This window comes from Haloarchaeobius amylolyticus, assembly GCF_042678045.1.
GTDB classification, from domain to species: Archaea; Halobacteriota; Halobacteria; order Halobacteriales; family Natrialbaceae; genus Natrinema; species Natrinema amylolyticus_A.
The window spans coordinates 73,354-91,882 of record NZ_JBHUDI010000008.1; the positions used below are offsets into that span (position 1 = coordinate 73,354).

18 protein-coding genes and 1 pseudogene are annotated in these 18,529 nt (G+C 61.3%); 5 read left to right on the plus strand and 14 right to left on the minus strand.

Features of this window, described 5'->3' with window-relative positions; all coding sequences use genetic code 11:
• Positions 1–32 precede the first annotated feature (32 nt).
• Genes ACFR99_RS13415 through ACFR99_RS13425 form a run of 3 tightly spaced genes read right to left on the minus strand, consistent with a single transcriptional unit; the run spans position 33 to position 2,484 of the window.
• Positions 33–806, minus strand: a complete 774-nt coding sequence (locus ACFR99_RS13415) for a metal ABC transporter ATP-binding protein (RefSeq protein WP_390288180.1) — start codon at positions 804–806, stop codon at positions 33–35.
• Positions 803–1,024 carry a DUF7511 domain-containing protein gene (locus ACFR99_RS13420; RefSeq protein ID WP_390288182.1) on the minus strand — a complete coding sequence of 74 codons (222 nt, stop codon included), beginning with the start codon at positions 1,022–1,024 and terminating at the stop codon, positions 803–805. The genes ACFR99_RS13415 and ACFR99_RS13420 overlap by 4 nt, the downstream gene beginning before the upstream one ends.
• Positions 1,021–2,484, minus strand: a complete 1,464-nt coding sequence (locus ACFR99_RS13425; RefSeq protein WP_390288184.1) for a metal ABC transporter substrate-binding protein — start codon at positions 2,482–2,484, stop codon at positions 1,021–1,023. The genes ACFR99_RS13420 and ACFR99_RS13425 overlap by 4 nt, the downstream gene beginning before the upstream one ends.
• Before the next feature lie 409 nt (positions 2,485–2,893).
• On the opposite strand from ACFR99_RS13425, the gene ACFR99_RS13430 reads away from it, so the two are divergent.
• A complete protein-coding gene (locus ACFR99_RS13430; RefSeq protein ID WP_390288186.1) occupies positions 2,894–3,289 on the plus strand; it encodes a CopG family ribbon-helix-helix protein in 396 nt (131 codons plus the stop codon).
• Between the two features lie 55 nt (positions 3,290–3,344).
• Here ACFR99_RS13430 and ACFR99_RS13435 read toward each other — a convergent pair whose 3' ends face one another.
• From ACFR99_RS13435 to ACFR99_RS13450, 4 genes are all read right to left on the minus strand, one after another.
• Positions 3,345–5,456 carry a PAS domain-containing sensor histidine kinase gene (locus ACFR99_RS13435; protein ID WP_390288188.1) on the minus strand — a complete coding sequence of 704 codons (2,112 nt, stop codon included), beginning with the start codon at positions 5,454–5,456 and terminating at the stop codon, positions 3,345–3,347.
• An 806-nt stretch (positions 5,457–6,262) separates the two neighbouring features.
• Complete coding sequence (locus tag ACFR99_RS13440; RefSeq protein WP_390288190.1) at positions 6,263–7,030, minus strand: response regulator; 768 nt, start codon at positions 7,028–7,030, stop codon at positions 6,263–6,265.
• Positions 7,031–7,213: 183 nt separating this feature from the next.
• Entirely contained in the window at positions 7,214–8,614 is a 1,401-nt protein-coding gene (locus ACFR99_RS13445; protein ID WP_390288192.1) for an FAD-binding oxidoreductase, read from the minus strand.
• Positions 8,615–8,884: 270 nt separating this feature from the next.
• Positions 8,885–9,259, minus strand: a complete 375-nt coding sequence (locus tag ACFR99_RS13450) for a carboxymuconolactone decarboxylase family protein (protein WP_390288279.1) — start codon at positions 9,257–9,259, stop codon at positions 8,885–8,887.
• Between the two features lie 283 nt (positions 9,260–9,542).
• On the opposite strand from ACFR99_RS13450, the gene ACFR99_RS13455 reads away from it, so the two are divergent.
• Positions 9,543–10,448 (plus strand): helix-turn-helix transcriptional regulator, encoded by a 906-nt coding sequence (locus tag ACFR99_RS13455; protein ID WP_390288194.1) that lies wholly within the window; start codon positions 9,543–9,545, stop codon positions 10,446–10,448.
• A 123-nt stretch (positions 10,449–10,571) separates the two neighbouring features.
• Positions 10,572–10,673, plus strand: a pseudogene (locus tag ACFR99_RS13460) (RNA-guided endonuclease InsQ/TnpB family protein); the annotation flags it as partial.
• 214 nt (positions 10,674–10,887) lie between these two features.
• Here the strand turns inward: ACFR99_RS13460 and ACFR99_RS13465 are convergent.
• The gene (locus ACFR99_RS13465; RefSeq protein WP_390288196.1) at positions 10,888–11,904 is read right to left on the minus strand and encodes a CHRD domain-containing protein; all 1,017 of its coding nucleotides are present in this window, start codon (positions 11,902–11,904) and stop codon (positions 10,888–10,890) included.
• A gap of 348 nt (positions 11,905–12,252) precedes the next feature.
• Here ACFR99_RS13465 and ACFR99_RS13470 point away from each other — a divergent pair, with 348 nt between their 5' ends.
• Positions 12,253–12,537, plus strand: a complete 285-nt coding sequence (locus tag ACFR99_RS13470; protein WP_390288198.1) for a PadR family transcriptional regulator — start codon at positions 12,253–12,255, stop codon at positions 12,535–12,537.
• Positions 12,538–13,532: 995 nt separating this feature from the next.
• On the opposite strand, the gene mftF is transcribed toward ACFR99_RS13470, so the two are convergent.
• From mftF to mftA, 4 genes are read right to left on the minus strand one after another with little or no spacing between them, the layout of a single operon-like run.
• Entirely contained in the window at positions 13,533–15,026 is a 1,494-nt protein-coding gene (gene mftF / locus ACFR99_RS13475) for a mycofactocin biosynthesis glycosyltransferase MftF (RefSeq protein WP_390288200.1), read from the minus strand.
• A 3-nt stretch (positions 15,027–15,029) separates the two neighbouring features.
• Entirely contained in the window at positions 15,030–15,989 is a 960-nt protein-coding gene (gene mftC, locus ACFR99_RS13480) for a mycofactocin radical SAM maturase (RefSeq protein WP_390288202.1), read from the minus strand.
• A complete protein-coding gene (gene mftB2, locus ACFR99_RS13485) occupies positions 15,979–16,218 on the minus strand; it encodes a mycofactocin biosynthesis chaperone MftB2 (protein WP_390288204.1) in 240 nt (79 codons plus the stop codon). Before mftB2 ends, mftC begins: the two co-directional genes overlap by 11 nt.
• Before the next feature lie 3 nt (positions 16,219–16,221).
• Positions 16,222–16,344: a mycofactocin precursor MftA gene (gene mftA, locus ACFR99_RS13490; RefSeq protein WP_390288281.1), complete on the minus strand. Its 123-nt coding sequence runs from the start codon at positions 16,342–16,344 to the stop codon at positions 16,222–16,224.
• 135 nt (positions 16,345–16,479) lie between these two features.
• On the opposite strand from mftA, the gene ACFR99_RS13495 reads away from it, so the two are divergent.
• Positions 16,480–17,238: a creatininase family protein gene (locus tag ACFR99_RS13495; RefSeq protein ID WP_390288206.1), complete on the plus strand. Its 759-nt coding sequence runs from the start codon at positions 16,480–16,482 to the stop codon at positions 17,236–17,238.
• Between the two features lie 42 nt (positions 17,239–17,280).
• On the opposite strand, the gene ACFR99_RS13500 is transcribed toward ACFR99_RS13495, so the two are convergent.
• Positions 17,281–18,132 carry an electron transfer flavoprotein subunit beta/FixA family protein gene (locus ACFR99_RS13500; RefSeq protein ID WP_390288208.1) on the minus strand — a complete coding sequence of 284 codons (852 nt, stop codon included), beginning with the start codon at positions 18,130–18,132 and terminating at the stop codon, positions 17,281–17,283.
• Positions 18,133–18,231: 99 nt separating this feature from the next.
• Complete coding sequence (locus ACFR99_RS13505; RefSeq protein WP_390288210.1) at positions 18,232–18,522, minus strand: ferredoxin family protein; 291 nt, start codon at positions 18,520–18,522, stop codon at positions 18,232–18,234.
• Positions 18,523–18,529 lie beyond the last annotated feature (7 nt).

Sequence of the window (18,529 nt, forward strand, 5' to 3'; positions counted from 1 at the left end):
CTCAGGGATGGGAGATGGTTGTGGGGTCATGGTCAGTGGTCGTGGTGGACGACGTGCTGGTCAGTGCCGTACGCTGCCGCAAGGGCATCGGTCGCGACGAAGTCGTCCGGATCGCCGTCGAAATACAGCCGGCGATTGAGACATGCGATCTCGGTCGCGTACGTCGTAACGACACCGATGTCGTGTTCGATGAGGATGATCGTCAGCCCGGTCGCGTTGAGCGTATGAAGGAGATGATAGAACTCCTCCCGGGACTCCGCGTCCACGCCGACGGTCGGCTCGTCGAGGACCAAGAGATCTGCCTCCGAAGCCAGCGCACGGGCGATGAAAACCCGCTGGCGCTGGCCACCGGAGAGCCGGCCGACGCGCCGCGAGGCGAGATCCGTGATGCCGACCCGGTCCATCGCTTCGTCGATCGCGCGGCGGTCCGCCCCCGAAAACCGGCCGACGAGTCGATGGGGGTATCGCCCCATCGCGACCGCTTCGCGCACCGTCACCGGCATATCGCGTGCCGTCTCGGTGACGTTCTGTGCGACGTATCCGAGTCGCTCGCCGTCGGCGAACTCGTGTGCCGGGTCGCCGAAGAGCGTTACCGATCCTGTCTCCGGCCGTTTGAGGCCGAGCATCAGCTCGAGAAGTGTACTCTTGCCGCTCCCGTTCGGGCCGACCAGGCCGAGAAACGTTCCCGGTTCGACGTCGATCGAGACGTCCTCGAGGACCGGCCGCTCACCGTAGCGAAACGTCACCCCGTCGACGCTAATGATCGGATCTGCTGGGTGCCGTTCGGTCGCTGTGTCGGGTGTCATCGCATTTCCTCGAGATCGACGAACGACTCGCCGTGTGCCGTTATCCATGCTGTCGTCCGATACGGGACGGCCACATCAGGGGGAAAGATGGTACAGGCTGCCTGCGCTCCTGATCCGACGACGACCGCCAGCAGTCCCGAGCGCGACGGATCGATCGCGCCCGGTGCTGCCGAGCCGGTCCACTTCGGTTCGTGGTCGGTCGAGATTGGGTCACTCATCGCGCGTCGAGAGCCTCCGTCAGCGTTTCGAGATTGATGTTCTCCATGATTTCGACGTACCCCCAGCCGTCATCGGCCCACTCCTGGGTCTGGCCGGGGATCGGCGTCAGTGGGAGCACGTCGGTCGCATCCGTCTCTTCGACGAGTTGCTCCGCTGCCGTCTGTGATTCGAGCGGGTCCGCACAGACGTACTCGAGATCGTGGTCGGCGATGATCTCCTGGGCCCGCTCGATGTCCCGTGGTGTGGGCTGGTCGTCCGGGGAGAGACCGGTGAGCGTCTGCACGTCGAAGCCGTATCGCTGTCCGAGATACTGGAAGGCGTCGTGCCCGGCGACGAACACGACGTCTTTGGACACGTCCTGCAGTTCGGACTGGAACGTCTCGTCGAGTTCGTCCAGTCTGGCGCTGTACGCGTCGGCGTTTTCGGTGTACGCCGAGGCATTGTCACTATCGACGTCAGCGAAGCTGTCACGGACGGTCTCGACCGCCTGCTTGGCTCGCGTCGGGTCGAGCCAGAAGTGCGGATCGCGACCGCCAGCGTGGTCGTGATCGTGACCGTCATCGTCGTCTGCGTGTGCTTCCTCGTCATCACCGGCGTGGTCGTGGTCGTCCTCGGTTCCGTGCTCGTGGTCGTGCTCGCCGTCATCACGAGAGACACCCTCCGCTAGCACTGTGACAGACGACCCGGTGTCACCGGTAAGCTCGAGCGTGACAGTCCCGGTTTCGGTGTGAACCACGTCGTACGCCTCGATACCGTCGCAGTTCTCGACGCCGTGTGCTTCGTGAACTACGGAGCCAGAAACCGGGCGGACCGCGTCGTGGGTATCCGTAAAGAACGCATACTCACCGCCCCCATCGGCTTCGAAGGCAACGTAGCCGGTCGCTTCGGGAAGCTCGACGGCGTACGGCTGGTGAGTTTGTGAGAACGTCGCCGCGTCCGCTGCAGACGGCGCCGCGGTGAGTGGGTCCATGTCGTCGTCTTCCATGTGGCCACACGCGTGAGAGACTGCGTGACTGTCGAGGGGGTCGTCACTGTGTGCTTCGTCGTGGTCGTGGTCCGCTTCTTCCTCGTGGTCGTGACCGCCCTCGGCGAGGGTTATCCCCTCGCCAACGGCCACCGTTTGCACGTCGGCACCATCGTCTCGAAGGCTCTGGACGAGGTCGTCAGCCCAGGGCTGGAACCCCTCCGTCCCGTGGATGAACAGATCGGACTCGAGAACCGTCCCCTGAACCTTCGGGCCCGGTTCCCACCCGTGTCCGTGCTGTCCGATCGGGACGAGCGTCTCTGCGGTAGCAGTGTCGCCCGCGACCTCGTTCGCAAAATCACCGAACACGAAAAACGATGACTGGGCTACCGTCCCGTCACTACCGGAATTATCCGAGAGACATCCTGCGATCGTCCCAAACGTGGCTGCTCCAAGGCCCGTTGCAATAACTCGTCGGCGGGTATGTTGCGACATCTGTTGCTAAATCTTTGGCCATAGCTAATAATAGCTATGATAGTGTATAGTCGACTTAATAAAATTGGCCAGTATTAGTTGCCGAGTTATCAACAGAGGTGTAAGCCATTGTTACCTTCTTTCGTCGGAGAACTGGTGACCGCCTCGACAGCATCGGGTTCGGCCTCGCTGCGTTACTGACAAGCCTACCAGCACTCAAACCCGACTGCGATCCACTGGTCAAGAGACATCCCAACGATTGTGATGGTGAGACAGAACGGTCAGCAGACGCAGTCGACAGCTCGCCGCTCACGCTGTGGACTAACTCGGGGTGTGACAGTTGGAGACACGACGATAACGGTTGTTAATACCACAACGGGGGTGTCGTCATACTCAGGACTCTTGGTCCGGGCTGACGAAAAGAGAGACAATGCGAACGAGTTTCAATATTCCAGATGAGCTTCTCGAAGAGTTCGACCAGGTCTGGCAGGACGAAGGGATCGACAATCGGTCACGGGCAGTCCGGGAAGCGATGCAGGAGTACATCGAGTCGCATTCGCAGCTCGAAGAGTTGACCGGAAACGTGGTTGCACTCGTGGCCTTCGATTATCGGCATCACGAGGTCATAAAGGACCTCCACAGTGTTCAACACGAATATCAAGACGTGATTCTCAATACGAGCCATACCCATCAAGGTGAGTGGTGTCTCGAATCCCTATTCTGTCGAGGCACCGTGGAGCGGGTTCGAGAGCTGAGTTATCAGCTTCGGGACTTCGATGGAGTGCATCGGGTGAAACTCATGGTTCTCCGGGACAGCAATAGGTGAATTCCCACTCGAGACCAATCTGTCACCGGAACGGCCATCTACCGGCCGTATCGTATCACGCCGGATTCCGTTGTGTCGTGGTCACTTCAAATCGTGCGCCCCCATCCTCGCTTTCGGTCACATCGACCCTCCAGCCATGGGCTTCGGCGATGCCTTTGACGATTGCGAGGCCAAAACCCGTTCCGTCACTCGTCGTCGAGTAGCCGTGATCGAATATTGCCTCGCGTATCGCACGTGGGATCCCAGGTCCGTCATCGGCGACGTAAAACCCGTCACGGCCCTCGAGCCGGCCGATACGGATCGTCACGTCGTCGCCGCCGTGGACCAGCGCGTTCGAGAGGAGATTCTCGACCAACTGCCGCAGCCGAGCCTCGTCGCCATCGACGCGATAGTCCGCGAGCGCGATGTCGATGGTCGCGTGGTCACTCGGAATCGTCTCACAGACCGACTCGAGTAGCGTCCGCAAGACGATCGGCTGAGTCTCGTCGACCTGCTGGCCGTTGCGTGCGAGCATCAGCAGATCGTCGATGAGCGCGTTCATCCGTTTGTGAGCAGCCTCGACACGATCGAAATCGTCCGATGCACCGCTCTCACGGCCAAGTTCGAGCGCGGCCTGGGCGACTGTCAGTGGGTTCCGGAGGTCGTGACTGACGACGGAGGCGAACTCCTCGAGACGAGCGTTGGACCGCTGGAGTTCGCGTTCGCGTTCTTTGCGCTCTGTGATGTCCTGAAACGCGCCGCGGGCACCGATAAGAGTGCCATCGTCGTCTTCCCACGGCGTTCCCAGCGTTCGAACCCAGCGTTGCTCATCAGTGACCGTGACGATCCGTAGCTCCAGATCGTAGCCCTCTCCTGTCGTCTGCAATCGTTCGAACGCTTCGGTGATCGTCGCTCTGTCACGCGGGTGATAGAAGTCGATGCCGTCCTCGGTCGTCGGCTCGTACTCGGCTGGCAGTCCGTGAATGCGATAGACTTCGTCCGTCCATCGCATCGTCTCCGTCCGGAAATCGACTTCCCAGCCGCCGATATCCGCGACGGTCTGGATCTGTCTGAGAAACTCCCGCTTTTGCTCGAGTTCCTGGGCTCGCCGTTTGTGTTCGGTGATGTTTCGTCCTTCGGTGACGAGTAGGACGACCTCGTCCCGTTCGTCCGTGATCGGTCGAATCGAGAAGTCGATGATAACGGTTTCATCGGCACCCTGTACTTCGACGTCGTAGCGGACGAACTCGCCAGTTGCAGCCGACCTGACGGCGTCTTTCAGCTGCGTCTGCGTGCGCTCGTCTAACTGCCACCAGTACGTGTCCCATATCGGCTGGCCGATGACCGCCTCACGCTCGAGCCCGCCGAATTCGAGCGCGGATTCGTTGGCCTCGAGCAGTATCCCGTCGGTGTCCATCAACCCGATATACTGGTACGTCTGGTTGAATATGGCGTCGTACCGGCGTTCACGATCTCTCTGCGCGGAGATATTACGCGTCGCTCCGACGAGTTTCTCGACGGAGCCATCGATGATAACGGGGGCAATCCGCGTCTCCCAGTAGGGCCCTTCGTTGGGAACCGAGACGAGTTCTTCGTATTCGATCGGTTCACGCCGGGCGACACACTCGCGGTACTTCTCGAGAATCATCGCCCCCTCTTCGAGACCGAAGACGTCTCGTAACCCCCGTCCACTGAGTTCGTCGCTGGTAAGCCCCGTATGGCGTTCGTAGGCAGGATTGACGCGTTCGAGCCGGAACTCGTCTTCGCCCTCGTCGAGATCGATGAGAAAGAGCGCATCCTGTGTGTTCTCGAACAACGTTTCCGCGAGTTCGACTCGTTCCTCGTGTACCTTGCGCGCAGTGATTTCGCGGGCAAGTATCGTGAGACCGTCCCCAGCGGCGTACATAGTCACTTCGATCCACACGTCGACCGGCTCGCGGAGTCGCGTTTCGAACGAGTGTGTGTCCTGTGTTTCGATGGCGTCCCGGCAGTGTGACTCGAACGCGGCCCCGCGAAAAGCTTGAACGGCGTCCCACACGATTTCACCTTCGATGTCAGCGGCTGAGATGCCAGTCCACTCAGCTATCCGTTCGTTCCAGTACGTAACGCGTCCCTCGGTATCCACTGCACAGCACGCATCCGAGATCCGCTCGATCAGGTGCTCGTATTTCGCTCGGTCATCAATCATGTAAACTACCCCGACCTACTCGCTCCCTCCCACCTTGCGGCGGTCGGTCACTCCTTGAGGACGGGACTTTACCGCAACGACATTGTGCCCCGTGACCCCATGCGTGGACGCGGCCCGGCTTCCTTTTACCATCCACGGAGTGGGCAACGGGCCGGAGTCGTTGCTGCGGCCCGCACTTACCGAACCCGTTTCGTGGATTGTCCCGCCGATTTAATTCCCGGTGTTCTCTCGCTCTACCCCAAAATGGGGACGGAGAGGCCAGTGGCGTCACGTTCGCGGTCGTCGTTCCCGAGTATAGGGTACGGTACTCCCGCACCACAGGAGCCAGTTTACTGGTGGCTCCTATCGCCCCCGACGTGTGCAAGGGCGACAGTAACACGGGGAACGTTGCCGAGTGTATTAATCTTGTACGAACGCGCTTCCTCTCCTCCCTACTCGCGTCTCCGACGCTCGTTGAGGAAGGAGTCTCCGCGCTACAGCGTGCTGAATAGTGTCGTCCGACGGCGTTTTCGAGACATCGTGGTGGAACTGCGTTCCGGCCGGTTCCGGGCGATCGGTGGAAAACGGTCGCACCCCATGTGGCGGCGCCGGCGATCTGCTTGTCGTCTTTGATTCGTGCAACCGACTTGAAACGGACATCGTCGGTCACACAGCGATCAGAAACTGCACGTTCACGAGAGGGCGCGAACATACGCTTTCGGGACGCGTTTTCGGCGTGCATTCGTGACTGAAAGATCGTCTTGCTAGCGAGCCGGGATAGCCGATCCGCGACCGGCTGACGCGCCCGGTTCGAGTAGGCGACGGCGTTAGTCGTCAGCGACTGCCTTGCGGATCCGTGCTGCCAGCTCGTCATACCGTTCGGTATCCGGTCCTTTCTGAACATAGTCAGTAACGCCAGTCTCGATCGCCTGGCTCGCAACTGTTTCACTCCCTTTCGCTGTGAACACAATGAAGGGAACGGTCGCGTCCTCTTCACGGACGGCTTTTAAAAAGTCGAGTCCGCTAATCGCCGGCATCTGATAGTCACTCACGATACAATCGAACGGCGCTTCCTCGAGTCGGGTCACCGCTTCGAGGGGACTCGTCGCAGTGGTGACGGTCATATCGTCGTTCTCGCGTTCGATGTAGGCACCGATCGCTTCGGGGAGTCCCGGTTCGTCGTCGACGAGCAATACGTGAATCTCCGTACGCCCGTCGAGTTGCTGTGTTTCGCGCACGCTCTCGAGTTGGAGCTGGTGGCGAACTGCGAGGTCGAGCCACTCGCCGATCTGGCCGTGAACGTCCGTAGACTCGGCTATCTGCTGTTCCGGATCGTACGTTATGAGCCCGGCGTTGACGAGTGTGGGAAACTGACTGTGATGTAACGACGCGCGCAACTGTTCGCGATTGGGCACCTGAGACTCGTCTCCGCTGATCTCTGTGATTACGTCAGTGAGTTCGTCGACTGTCGCCGCTCTGTGCTGGCGAAGGTGAAATAGCACGGTTCGCCGATTCGCGTTGGCGAGGACGTGAAACAACTCATCGCTCGAGAGATCGGCGTGATCACGTCTACGCGGAGTACTATTGGTTCCCATATCTGGTAGAGATGACCACACAATCATAAGCATTATTTACAATTCTAAGATATTACAAAAATGGCCGATAGTCCGGCTATGTGGACGCCCTCTGAAGATAGCAGGTTCCCGTATCGGGGAGTACGAACGCCGGTATCGGTTTCGTTATACGGCTGGCGGGAAAACGGAAACGGCTAGCTGGCTCTACGTGGTCGGCTTGATATTCTGGTTCAGGCTGAAGAGGTTCGTCGGGTCATACTCATTTTTCAACGCGCTCAAGCGTTCGTACGTCGCCCCGAACGTGGTTTCCATGGTTTCATCGTTGTCCTCCAAGAAGCCCGGGAAGTTCAGGTAGACTGAACCGTCGGAGAACTGCCGCATGTCGTCCAGACAGTCCCGGACCCACTCCACGTTGGCACTGTCCATCTGGGGGTCCTCCCAGTTCGCCTCGACACCGAGGAGGTACGGTGCGTGCCGGCCGGCGAACGCACTCTCTTCGACGCCGATGTCGGTAATTGCGCCGCCTATCTGCCAGATATCGACCGTCGAGAGCGGTGATGGAGCCGCGTCGGCCCAGTACGTGATCCGATCGATTGCCGACTCGGTGATTCCATCCAGATACAGTGATTTCCAGTAGTAACGCATTCCGTCAGGGTAGTCTTCGTCGAGGATCCGCTGGAAGTCGGCATAGGGCATCACCCCGCTGAAGTCCGCGAGCGGATCGGCGAGTCCTCGTAACGGCGCCAGCTCCCCTGTGCCGACCTCGACGCCCCCGGAGTGACACCCCATGATGGCGAACTTCGGCTCGTAGAGAACGTCGGCGCCGAACAGTTCTTCATCGGGAAGTTCACCAGCGAAGACGAGAGTGCTAACCTCGCGGGAAGCGGAATCGACGTACTCACGGTAAGCCGACAGGACGTCCGCCAAGTCGTCGCCGTGGTAGAACACCAGACAGGTTGCAACGTCCGGCCCGACCGGGTGGAGATCGAACTCGAAGCCGGTCACCACACCGAAGTTGCCGCCGCCACCGCGAAGTCCCCAGAAGAGCTCCTCGTTTTCCTCCTCGCTGGCGGTCAGAAACTCGCCGTCAGCTGTGACGAGATCTACGGAAACGAGGTTGTCACTTGTCAAGCCGTATTTACACCGAAGATGCCCGATACCGCCGCCGAGCGTGAGTCCGGCGACGCCCGTGTCCGAGACGACACCGCCGGGCGTCGCCAGGCCGAACGACTGGGTTTCGTGATCGACGTCGGCCCACGTGGCACCACCCTGGACCCACGCCCGCTGTGCGTCAGGATCGACCCACACGCCCCGCATCTCCGAGAGGTCGATCACGAGGCCATCGTCACAGACGGCAGTCCCGGCGACGTTGTGGCCACCGCCCCGAACAGCCACGGGAAGGTCGGTCTCGCGGGCGAATTCGACAGCCTGGATGACGTCCGCCGCGCCTCGACACCGCGCAATCAGCTCTGGATACTTGTCGATCATCCCGTTCCAGACTGCGCGGGCGTCGTCGTAGTCGGCGTCGTCGGGCCGAATGAGGTCGCCGTGCAGCGTTGCTTCGAACTGTTCGATCTGTTTGTCTTCGATCGTCGGTTGTGCCATATCTGCTCTGTCGGTTGCGTGGCTGTTAGCCTCATTCACGGAGAGACGTTCGACGGAATACGCACTGTTTCAGGATGTGAGAGGACTCTCATCTCGCGCACAAGATGGGTGTCTATTGAATTCCCAGTACTCAGCATAGGGATGTAGGTGGCGACGGTGATTTTGACCCCCTCTCTCCTTCGCTTCGTAGCAAGACCGCGTGGAGAAATAGGAGTTGTATCCAGCAGAACAAAATCGGCACGAGAGTGTAATTGCTTCGTGCCGGTTGGTTTAGTCGTCCGCGGCGGCCTCCTCTTGTTCGCTGACGTACTCAACGATCTCGTCTGTCTCGGCGACGAACTCGTCATGGTCGTACTCGTTCCCGTGCAAGATTGTTGAGAAATACTGCGTATTGCTGGCAACGGTGATCGTTTCTTCGATTTCTTCCTCCGTCACGTCGGTCAACCGTGCTTCCTCTTTGTGGAAGTAGGTGCAGTAGGGACACTTCGTCACGGCCGCTGCACTAAGCCCGACGAGCGCTTTCTCCCGTGCGGACAGTTCGGTCTCCCCGAGGACGAGGTCTCGAAAGAGGCCCCAGCTGTGGTCGCTTGCTGGCTCTGCAAGAGGCTCCATGAAGCCTGGTACCTGTCCGAGCGCTTCTTCCATCTCCTGTATTGTTCGTTCTGATGCCATTTTGGAACACCCCCGCGAAGTAATTATATGACTGAGAGGAATCAAATAGCTACCTCATGAAATTCTCGCACTGTCTGCCGTCAACGCAGCCGCTGAAGATCAGTCCGTATATCCAAGCGGAAACTCCCGATCACATCGGTTGAATGCAGCCCTTTATTGCTATTATTTCCTAATTGAAGGGTTCTAACTAACGGGTTTCGACATCAGCAGGACAGACTTTTCACCCGTGGCACTCTCTGCCAAACTAGTGGGTCCTATGGAGTTCCACGAACGATCACTCGATGACGGACATCCGCCACCTGGGTCACCGATCCTAGAGGCCATCCTGGAAAATGCGCGGAACCAACAGTATCTCGGCGAACGACTTGATGCAGCAGGCGAGCGTGTTGACACTGACCTGCTGGGGGACATCGTGCGACATGGACCCGTCTTGGAAGCGCTCCGCACGGAGTCGCTCGATCGTCGCGAGATCGAAGAGCACTTAGACGTCTCGCGGGCGACGAGTCACCGCTTCACGCAGTGGCTCGATGAACAGGGCTTCGTCGAAAAAATCGACGGCCGGTTCCAGTTGACCGGGGCCGGTGAGGCCGTTGCCGACGAGGTCCTCCGGTTCGAGGCGAACGTGCGTACTGTCCGCCGATTGTCACCGCTGTTGGACGTCATCTGTAAGGACCACCAGGAGTTCGTTCTCGAACCGTTTGTGGACGCGACGGTCACGCTCGCTGAACCGGACGATCCCTACCAGCCGGTCGAACGGTTTCTCTCGTTACTCAGCGACTCCGAGACCTTCCGGGGGTTCAACACGACGCACATGGCACCGCTCGTGCTGGGTGAGTTCCACCACCAGATCTTCGAAGAGACCGACACCGAAATCGTCTATCTGCCCACTATCGTCGAAAAACTGTTCGAGACGTACCCGGAGCGCGCCCGAGAGGCGATCGATCGCGGGCACCTGACCCTCCGGACACGTGATGAGCTCCCGTATGGTCTGGCTATTTTCGATGACCGCGTCGGAATCGGCGGCTACGACGAGTCCACTGGACTCATGCAGGTGTTCGTCGATACGGATGCACCGATCGCGTGTGAGTGGGCCGACCGAATCTACGCGTCGGTTAGAGCAGATTCTGCACCACTCGACAAGCAAACAGAGCTAATCGGGTGATATCAGTACCTTCGTATTTTCCGGAAGTTTGCACCCGTCGGGGTATATGGGGTGACCCTGCCGTTCGGCGTCACCATCCCGGACTTCAGGGTACCGCTCGAAAATCGCGCTGCGGTTTTTGAACGTAGGCAAAATGCAGGCGACGGAGGCACACCCGGAGATGTGCGCTTGAATCGCGGGCCGCTGAACGTAAGCGGGGAATACGTGCCTTCTGCCTCTGCATAGAACAGGGTGTGTGAACAGTTTCAGTTGTTACTATCGGTTCGATCGGAGGACCGACCCGCCGCAGTCGGGCGATTACATCTCCGAAAAGATGGGCGCTGTCTGAACCGAACCGGTCCGCACTGCCACGACTCTCATACGGTCTGCTGCCACGAGTTGCCGGCGCGTCCGCAGGACGGCGTGCGGCCGCACCGGTACTGACCGACAGGAGTCCATATCAGGCGGACTCGTTTTGATCGAGTAACTGCCCCCGGTACAGCTCGGCGATGTCTCGGTCGAACTCATCGATGGAGACGACGTCACTGTCGTCGAGATCGTCGTACTGCTCGACGTACGTCGTCGCGTCCGTCTCGTCGCCGAACGGCAACGGGTTTAGCCGCATCGGATCCTCGACCCGGTCGGAATCGGTCTCGAGCACGAACCTCGCCTGGAACGCGTCGATCAGTTCACGGGTCTCGAAATCGTTCACCCACGCCCCCGTGATCGACGCATCGGTCGCGGCGAACTGCTCGGGGACGACGTAATACGTGGCCAGACAGCCGGGCGTGCAGAAGTACGCGCGCTCGCTGTCCTCGTGGACGAGTTGTGCGTTCCAGTCGGGGTACTCCGCAGGAACCATGTTACAGACCGCACAGTTCGCATCCGATGGCACGTCGGTCGGCTCGACCGCATCGTCCGCGTCCGATCCCCCGTCGTGCAGTGCAGCGGCGACGTCCTCGGTCCGGACGAGCTGGCCCCTGATCTCGCCTGCAGGGTGCGTTTCGGTGTGAACGTTCACGTACGTGTTTTCGTTCCTGATCTCGTCGACGAGAGCCTCGAGGCTCTCTCCCTCGAGGTCGCCGGTGAGATGCTCTTCGGTGATCGTTCCGGTCGCGAGGATGCCGTCGAACCGTCCGTCCTGCAGTTCGGGCTCGTCGGCGTCGGGACCGGGATAGAGCCACACCACGACGGGGCCCTCCTCGCCGGACGAGCCGAGGTGGATGTGTGCCTGGTTAGTGTCTTCGATGGCAGTAACCAATAACGCGTACTCGAGTTCACTCCCATCTTCGCTTAGACTGACCACTGCACCGCCAGTCGCTGTTGTCTCGACCGGCTCGAGCTGTTGATCGCCGGTCAATGCACCCACGAAAAGCCCGCTCGAGTCTTCTGAGTCGTCTTCGGCGGGAGAAGACGATTGTGCGGCCCCGGTCGCCCCGAGTCCGGTTCCAAGCGCCGTCGCTGTGCCGAGAGCCATGAGTGTGCGCCTGTGGATGCCGAGAGCGTTTCGCGCCGTTGATCGTGAGTCATCGTCGGTCATACCACCTTCCACACGAGTATCGACGGTAAAGTCAGCACTTGCAATGCCATCGCGAGTTAATCCGCGCACGTGTATCGTGTGGCGGTTGCTGATAAATAATTGAATAGCAACCGACCTGAAGTCATCACGATGGCCGATCCGGTCGGCGACCGGATCGAGTCGGCACTCGACTCGATGGTTCCCATCGTTGAGTGGGTATCCAGCAGAGAAACATACTCAGTTACATGACCTTACAGCGGTGTATCTCTTGGATAACAAATATCGAATCAACTGAACACCTGTGACATGGATGACCTCACGGGGTTTCAACGCGACCTGCTGTATGTGATCGCCGGGTTCGATCGCCCATCCGGACAGGACGTCAAGGAAGAGATCGAGGGCTACTACAGCAGCGAGATCAACCACGGTCGATTGTATCCGAATCTCGACACCATCGTCAACAAAGGCCTCGTCGAAAAAGGGGAACTCGACAGACGAACGAACTATTATACGATTACAGCGGACGGCGAGCAAGCGATTGTGGAACGACAGGAGTGGAAATCACAGTACATCGACTATAGTAGCTACTGAACGTCGTTGCATGGCTAAAACCCGCTCGGATGGGCCTGGGGTGATAGCCGCCGAGCGGAGCCAGGGCAGGAACAGAGACGAATAGTTGATTGGATCTGCCTATGTCGCGCATGTGGGGTACGCGACAGCGGATATGTTCGGCGTTGGTATTATCAACTTCATTCCGATTCTCACTCACTCGGAACCGTCCCGGAGACACACCTGCCTCGAAGACGGAACTGATCTGTTCGCGGACCCTGGGATGACAGTCTCGGTGTGCCGGCCTCTGCACGCTGTACGACGATCGTTTCGGAGAGTTCACTGTTCGGCGTCGTCCCGCTAGAACGGGTCGACTCGAGTCAGGAACGATACTAACAACTGAAACGATTTACACACTGATCGCACAGCGGTCGTGCGATCAGGTGTGCACTGACTGTCAGTGGCACGAACGTCTCACAGAGATTCGGTACAACGAGTTGTGACGGCGGCCCGGGTTTGCTCGTTCACCGAGATCCGTTCAGGATCACTCACTGCGAAGTTGCGATAGATTCAACAAATCCCTTGCCATACGATAGCATGGCTGCCAGGGCAGCCAACGAGGACAGTCGTTTGCCGCAACTCGAGGGTGAGGCTGGTGTCCCTCCCAACACTACTCGCCCTCTCCTGTGACTCTCGTTACTCGCCGTAGCGTCAGGTAGCAGACTCGGGACGAGCGGTCATCACCTCGAGCCAGTGACGAACGTGTCGTCTAACACAGCTATTTGATCGTTGGCTGTCAATCGATGACCGATGCAGCCAGGGATCGGCATGGAGTGTCAGTCTTCGGACGGCGAGAGCAGTGACGACGATAGCTGCGACAACTGTGGGGCCACACTAGAATGGACGCTCGACCCTGATGGTGTCCAACGCTTGGAATGCCCAGCCTGCGGTTCCCGATCAACCTGAGGCGAACCACGCGCGTACTGCCGGTTGTCCGTCGGTTCCGAGGCAACTGCGCGCGACTCGCTGTCACGAGGTCATACTCGGAGGCGAAACCGAGCGACCGGTGAGAGATGGGCGAGCGTTCGGTGTCCGATCGCTCCACGATAGACCCCGAGTTGGTAGCCGAGGTGATCGGTGAGGTAGTACTGTCCGTACCGGAGCGGCGAGACCGCCGGCCGGTGGACGGCGTACTCGACGGCAGCAGGGAGGGCGACAACGACCGACAGCGCGAGGGCGACCGCCGTCCCGACCGACGTAGGGACGAGTACAACGGCGAGGAGTGCGACCGGAATCGCGTAGTAGCGCGTCACCTCCCTCGAGAGCGCGTACACCGTCGACAGCGTACTTCGGAGCAGGCTCCGGACGACGGCACCCGTCTCGACAGCGGTCCGCAGTCGACGAGCAGTCCGGACGACCGCGAGCGTCGAGTAGCCGACGACGGCAGCGCCGATCACGCCGCCAGCGAGGAGGGTCGTCCCGCCGATAGCCGCTGCGACGGCCGAGAGGGCGACGAGGACGAGCCAGATCGGGAGCCCGACGGCGTCGCCGTGGCCGTACGTGCGAGCGAGCAGCGCTTCCGAGGAGCCGTAGTCCGCCCGTCGGGACGCGAACGATCGGATGCTGGTCCGATATGCGTGTTCGACGACGCCCATCGGCGTGTAGACGACGTCGTAGCCGTCCTCGAGGGCGCGCCAGCAGACATCGACGTCCTCGGCGACGTTTCGGTCCGGGAACGGAACCGATTCGAAAACCTCGCGCCTGCCGACGAGGTTTGCCGTCGGAAGATACGGCGTCTGGCCGTCCCGCCTGATGCGCGCCGCGTACGCGCCCATGTCGAGCGAGGAGTTGACGCCCTCGTAGACGTCCGCTGGCGTCTCCCCCGCAGGTCGGATTCGGCCGCCGACGAGGTCGTGGGCGGCAAGAACGGGAACGAGTTCGGCGAGCCACGTCTCCCTCGGCCGGCAGTCGGCGTCGGTGAAGGCGATCACGTCGTAGCTCGTCGCCTCGACGCCGTGGTTGCGAGACGCGCCGATCCCGAGCGGGTCGGTCGCCGAGCCGACCGAGACGTACTCGAGTCGGCCCGCATCCGCGAGCGAGTGTGAACGCGCCAGTGCTGCTGTGCCGTCGGTTGAGCCGTCGTCGACCACGACCACCTCGTACTCATCGTACGCGAGTGTCGCTAGCGCGTCGAGACACACCTGCAGGTTCGCGCGGTCGTTCCTGACAGTGACGACGACCGAGACCGGGGGACGATGCGCTGCGTCGCGTGCGGGCGCCCACTCGAGAAAGCCCCGCTGGTGAAGCCCGTCGAGGATGCGAGCGACCGCCGATCGGTCGTAGCCGGTCGCCGCTGCGATCGCTGTGGGGGAGGTAAATGCCGTCGTCTCGAGTTCGGAAACGACGTCGACGGCGCTCTCGTTCAGCGTCGTCACGGCGAGTGGCCGCCTCGAGACGAACACGCCGGAGCGAAGCGAGACACCGTCCCACAGCCGATACCGACCGAGCGCGTCGCGTGAGGCGTCCCCCATCCGTTAGTCGTCCGAAAGGATCGCCCGGAGCTGGGGGTCCTCGCCGCTGGGATCGGAACTTCCCATCGCGACCGCAGGACACCCCTCGTGGCCGTCGATCTGGCTCCGGAGCGACGCGATGTTGCTCCAGGCGGCTGCGAATCCATCTTCGGTGACGTTGCCCGCGGCGAGGTCATCCCACTGGGTGAACGCACACGGGTAGACATCGCCGACGGGATCGACGAGACACGTGAGCGAGCCGGCACCGCACTGTTTGAGCGTCTCGTTTCGAACCTCGCCGAGCGCGTTGAGATAGAAAAACGAGTCGCCAGTCCTGACGTCGGGCCTGTCCTCGAGCCAGCCGTGGAGAAACCGGATCTGGTCGGGCTCGAGTCGGAACCGGTCCCAGGCGTCTTCACCGCGGCCGCTCGGACGGAACCGGTTGAGTCGAAGGCCGGCACCGTGTGCGTCGGCCAGCTCGTAGATCTCGGGCAGGTCGGCGACGTTCTGTGACGTGACGACCGTGTTCACCGTCGTTCCGATGTCGCGGTCCGCGAGTCGCTCGAGCGCGTCGACGACGGTGTCGTAAACGCCCTCGCCACGGATCGCGTCGTTCTCCGCGCGGAGCCCGTCGAGGCTCACCTGCAGGAACAGCGGATCCATCGCCTCGAGTGTGTCGAGGGTCTCCGCGTCGAGTTGCGTGCCGTTCGTGCTCACACACGTCGAGATATCCCGGTCGGTGAGTTCCGCGAGCAACTCGAGCATGTCGGGGCGGACGAACGGTTCGCCGCCGCCGATGTTGACCTGAAAGACGTCCAGTTCGTCGAGTTCGTCGATGAACGCCTTCGCTTCCCCGGTCGTCAGTTCGTTCGGTCGCTGGTGGCCGGGGCCGCTGCCCGAAAGACAGTGGTCACAGTGGAGGTTACAGCCGAGACTTACTTCCCACGTGATCGTCACCGGTGCCGAAAGCGGTTCAGTGTGCATCGAGGACACCCCGCTCGAGCAGCGAGTCGACGATCGACTCGGAGAAGGCCGACTCGACCGCCGCTCGCGGTCTGCCGTCGCCGACGAACTCGAGGACGTCGATGACGTCCTCGCGGACGACGTACAACGAGGCGTCCTCGTAACCGTAGTTCTCGTGGTCGTAGACGAGTCCACCGTCCGCTTCACGACGGAATTTGATGTGATCGGGACAGGCGACAGTGTGCGTCATGGCTCAGTAGACGCCGCAGATCCCGTCGATTCGAAGCTCCTCTTCGAACAGGTCCGCTTCGATCTCCGGCTGCTCGTCGGAGTCGGTTTCGGCTTCGTCGTGAGACTGGGCCGTTTCCGCGTGCACCCCCTCCGGGTCGTCGTTTGCTACTCGTGACATGTGTTACCAACCATACAGTAGAGACTCATATACGTTGCGGCGAGGACAGGAGGTCGTGCTCGCTGCGGAACGTCAATGAACGGGGCGTTCGTGAGAGGAGCCATGGACAGCGTACTGCTCGCCGAATTGACGTGGACCGAGGTCGAAGCCGCGTTCGAGCACGAGCCCGCCACAGTCCTCGTTCCGCTGGGCGCGACCGAACAGCACGGACCGCACCTGCCACTCGGTACCGATACAACAATCGCGACCGCGCTCGCGCGTCGTGTCGCCCAGCGACTCGAGAACGCACTGGTCGCTCCACCGATTCCGGTCGGGCCGTCCACGGAGCACGACTCGTTCCCGGGGACGCTCTCGATCCCGTCGCGGCTGCTCGAGGACCTCCTCGCGGAGCACGTCGACTCGCTCGCCTCGCACGCCGTCGATCGGATCGTGCTTCTGCCGGCCCACGGCGGCTCGTTCGCCGCCGTCAACGCGGTCGTGCCGACGCTCGCCGCCGAGACCGACGCTGATCTCGTTGGCGTTTCTAACCTCGAGCAGTACATGGAGCTGCTCGCCGAGGGGCTCGCGGAGAGCGGGATCGACGTCGACGAGCCGGTCGTTCACGCCGGTGCGACGGAGACATCGATGCTACTCGCGCTCGATCGCGAGGCAGTCCGCGAAGACGAGCTGGTCGTCGGCTACGAGGACGCCGTTTCACCGGCCCGCCTGTTCAACCGGGGGATCGACGTCTACTCGAGTGAGGGCGTTCTCGGCGACTCGCGAAAGGCCACAGCCGACGCCGGTGACGAGATCGTCGACCGCGTCGTCGACGCCTACGTTGGACTCATTCGAGAGGAGTTTCGGGCGCTCGAAGACGAATGAGCGGCGAAGCGTCGTGACCTCGATGAGGTCCACGAGACAGTCTCACAACAGGTCGGCCTCACGGAGCGCATCGACGGCTCGCTGTGCCGCTTCGTCCGGTGGGACGTCGATCACGTCGCCACTGCCGCGCTCCTCGCTGCCGCGGCCGAGCATGCGGTAGATCCGCTCTTCGACGCCGCCCTCGCGGGGTGGCTGTCCGTGGCCCCACCGCTCGTTGGCTCGCACGTGCTCGACAGTCGCGTTCCCGACGCTCATCGAGAACCGGGTTTCGTCGGGGACGACGTCTTCGAGGGCGATCGTGCGGATCGCCGCCCGGCGACCGGCCATCGCAGTCTGCAGTGACGACCGACGTGGATTGGCGAAGCCGCTGTCGATCCCGAACACCGCCGGCGGCGAGACTGCGAGCAGTTCCTGGCGTCCCGTCGCGAGCTTTCGCTGCACAGCGAGTTCGTCCGCCTCGAGCTCAGCGTCGGCCACCTCATCGGCGTCGAACGCCGTGACGTGACTCGCGGTCGGCCACCCGAGGGTCTCGCCCGCGAGCCCCGCGACTTCGGGGCCCATGAGTGGGGCGGACTCGCCGACGAAGAGCGCGTCGGCCGACTCGCGGGCAGCCACACGCGCGAGCACGGTCGCGTACTTCTCGGCGGCGAGTTCCTCGATCGGATCGAACGAGACGAGCAGGCCCTCGTCGACGCCGGCCTCGAGTGCGGACCGAACACAGTCACGGGCCGCATCGCCACCGATGCCGACGGCGACGGTCGTCTCCGCCTGCTGCAGTGCCGCCTCGAGCGCGACCCGGTCCTCGAGTCCGAGGTGCCACCGGTAGGGTTCGGCGACACCGTCGTCGTCGACGACGCGGTGGGGTGCCGGCCGTACGCCGATGATCGCTTTCATCGCGCCGTGATCCCTCCGCCGACCGGGATCGTTGCACCCGCGATAACGGCCACGTCGCCGCCGGTTACGATCACCGTCTGCGAATCCAGTCGCATCGGATCACCCGAAGTCGAACTCGACGCCCTTGCCGCCCTCGGTCTTCGACCAGGAGACGGCGCCTTTCTCGGGGTCGTTTCCACAGAAGACCATACACGCACCACATTCGATGCAGGGTTCGTAGGCGAAGTAGATGCCACCCTTCTGGTCTTCCTGATAGTCGAAACACTGTGCCGGACAGAGGTGCAGGCAGGGTTTGTCCTCGCAGGTCACACAGCGGTCGTTATCGACCGTGATGTGTGCCTCCTCGCTGACATCCCAGTTGACCGTCTCGAGGTCGTCCTGAACGCTCATGCTGGCA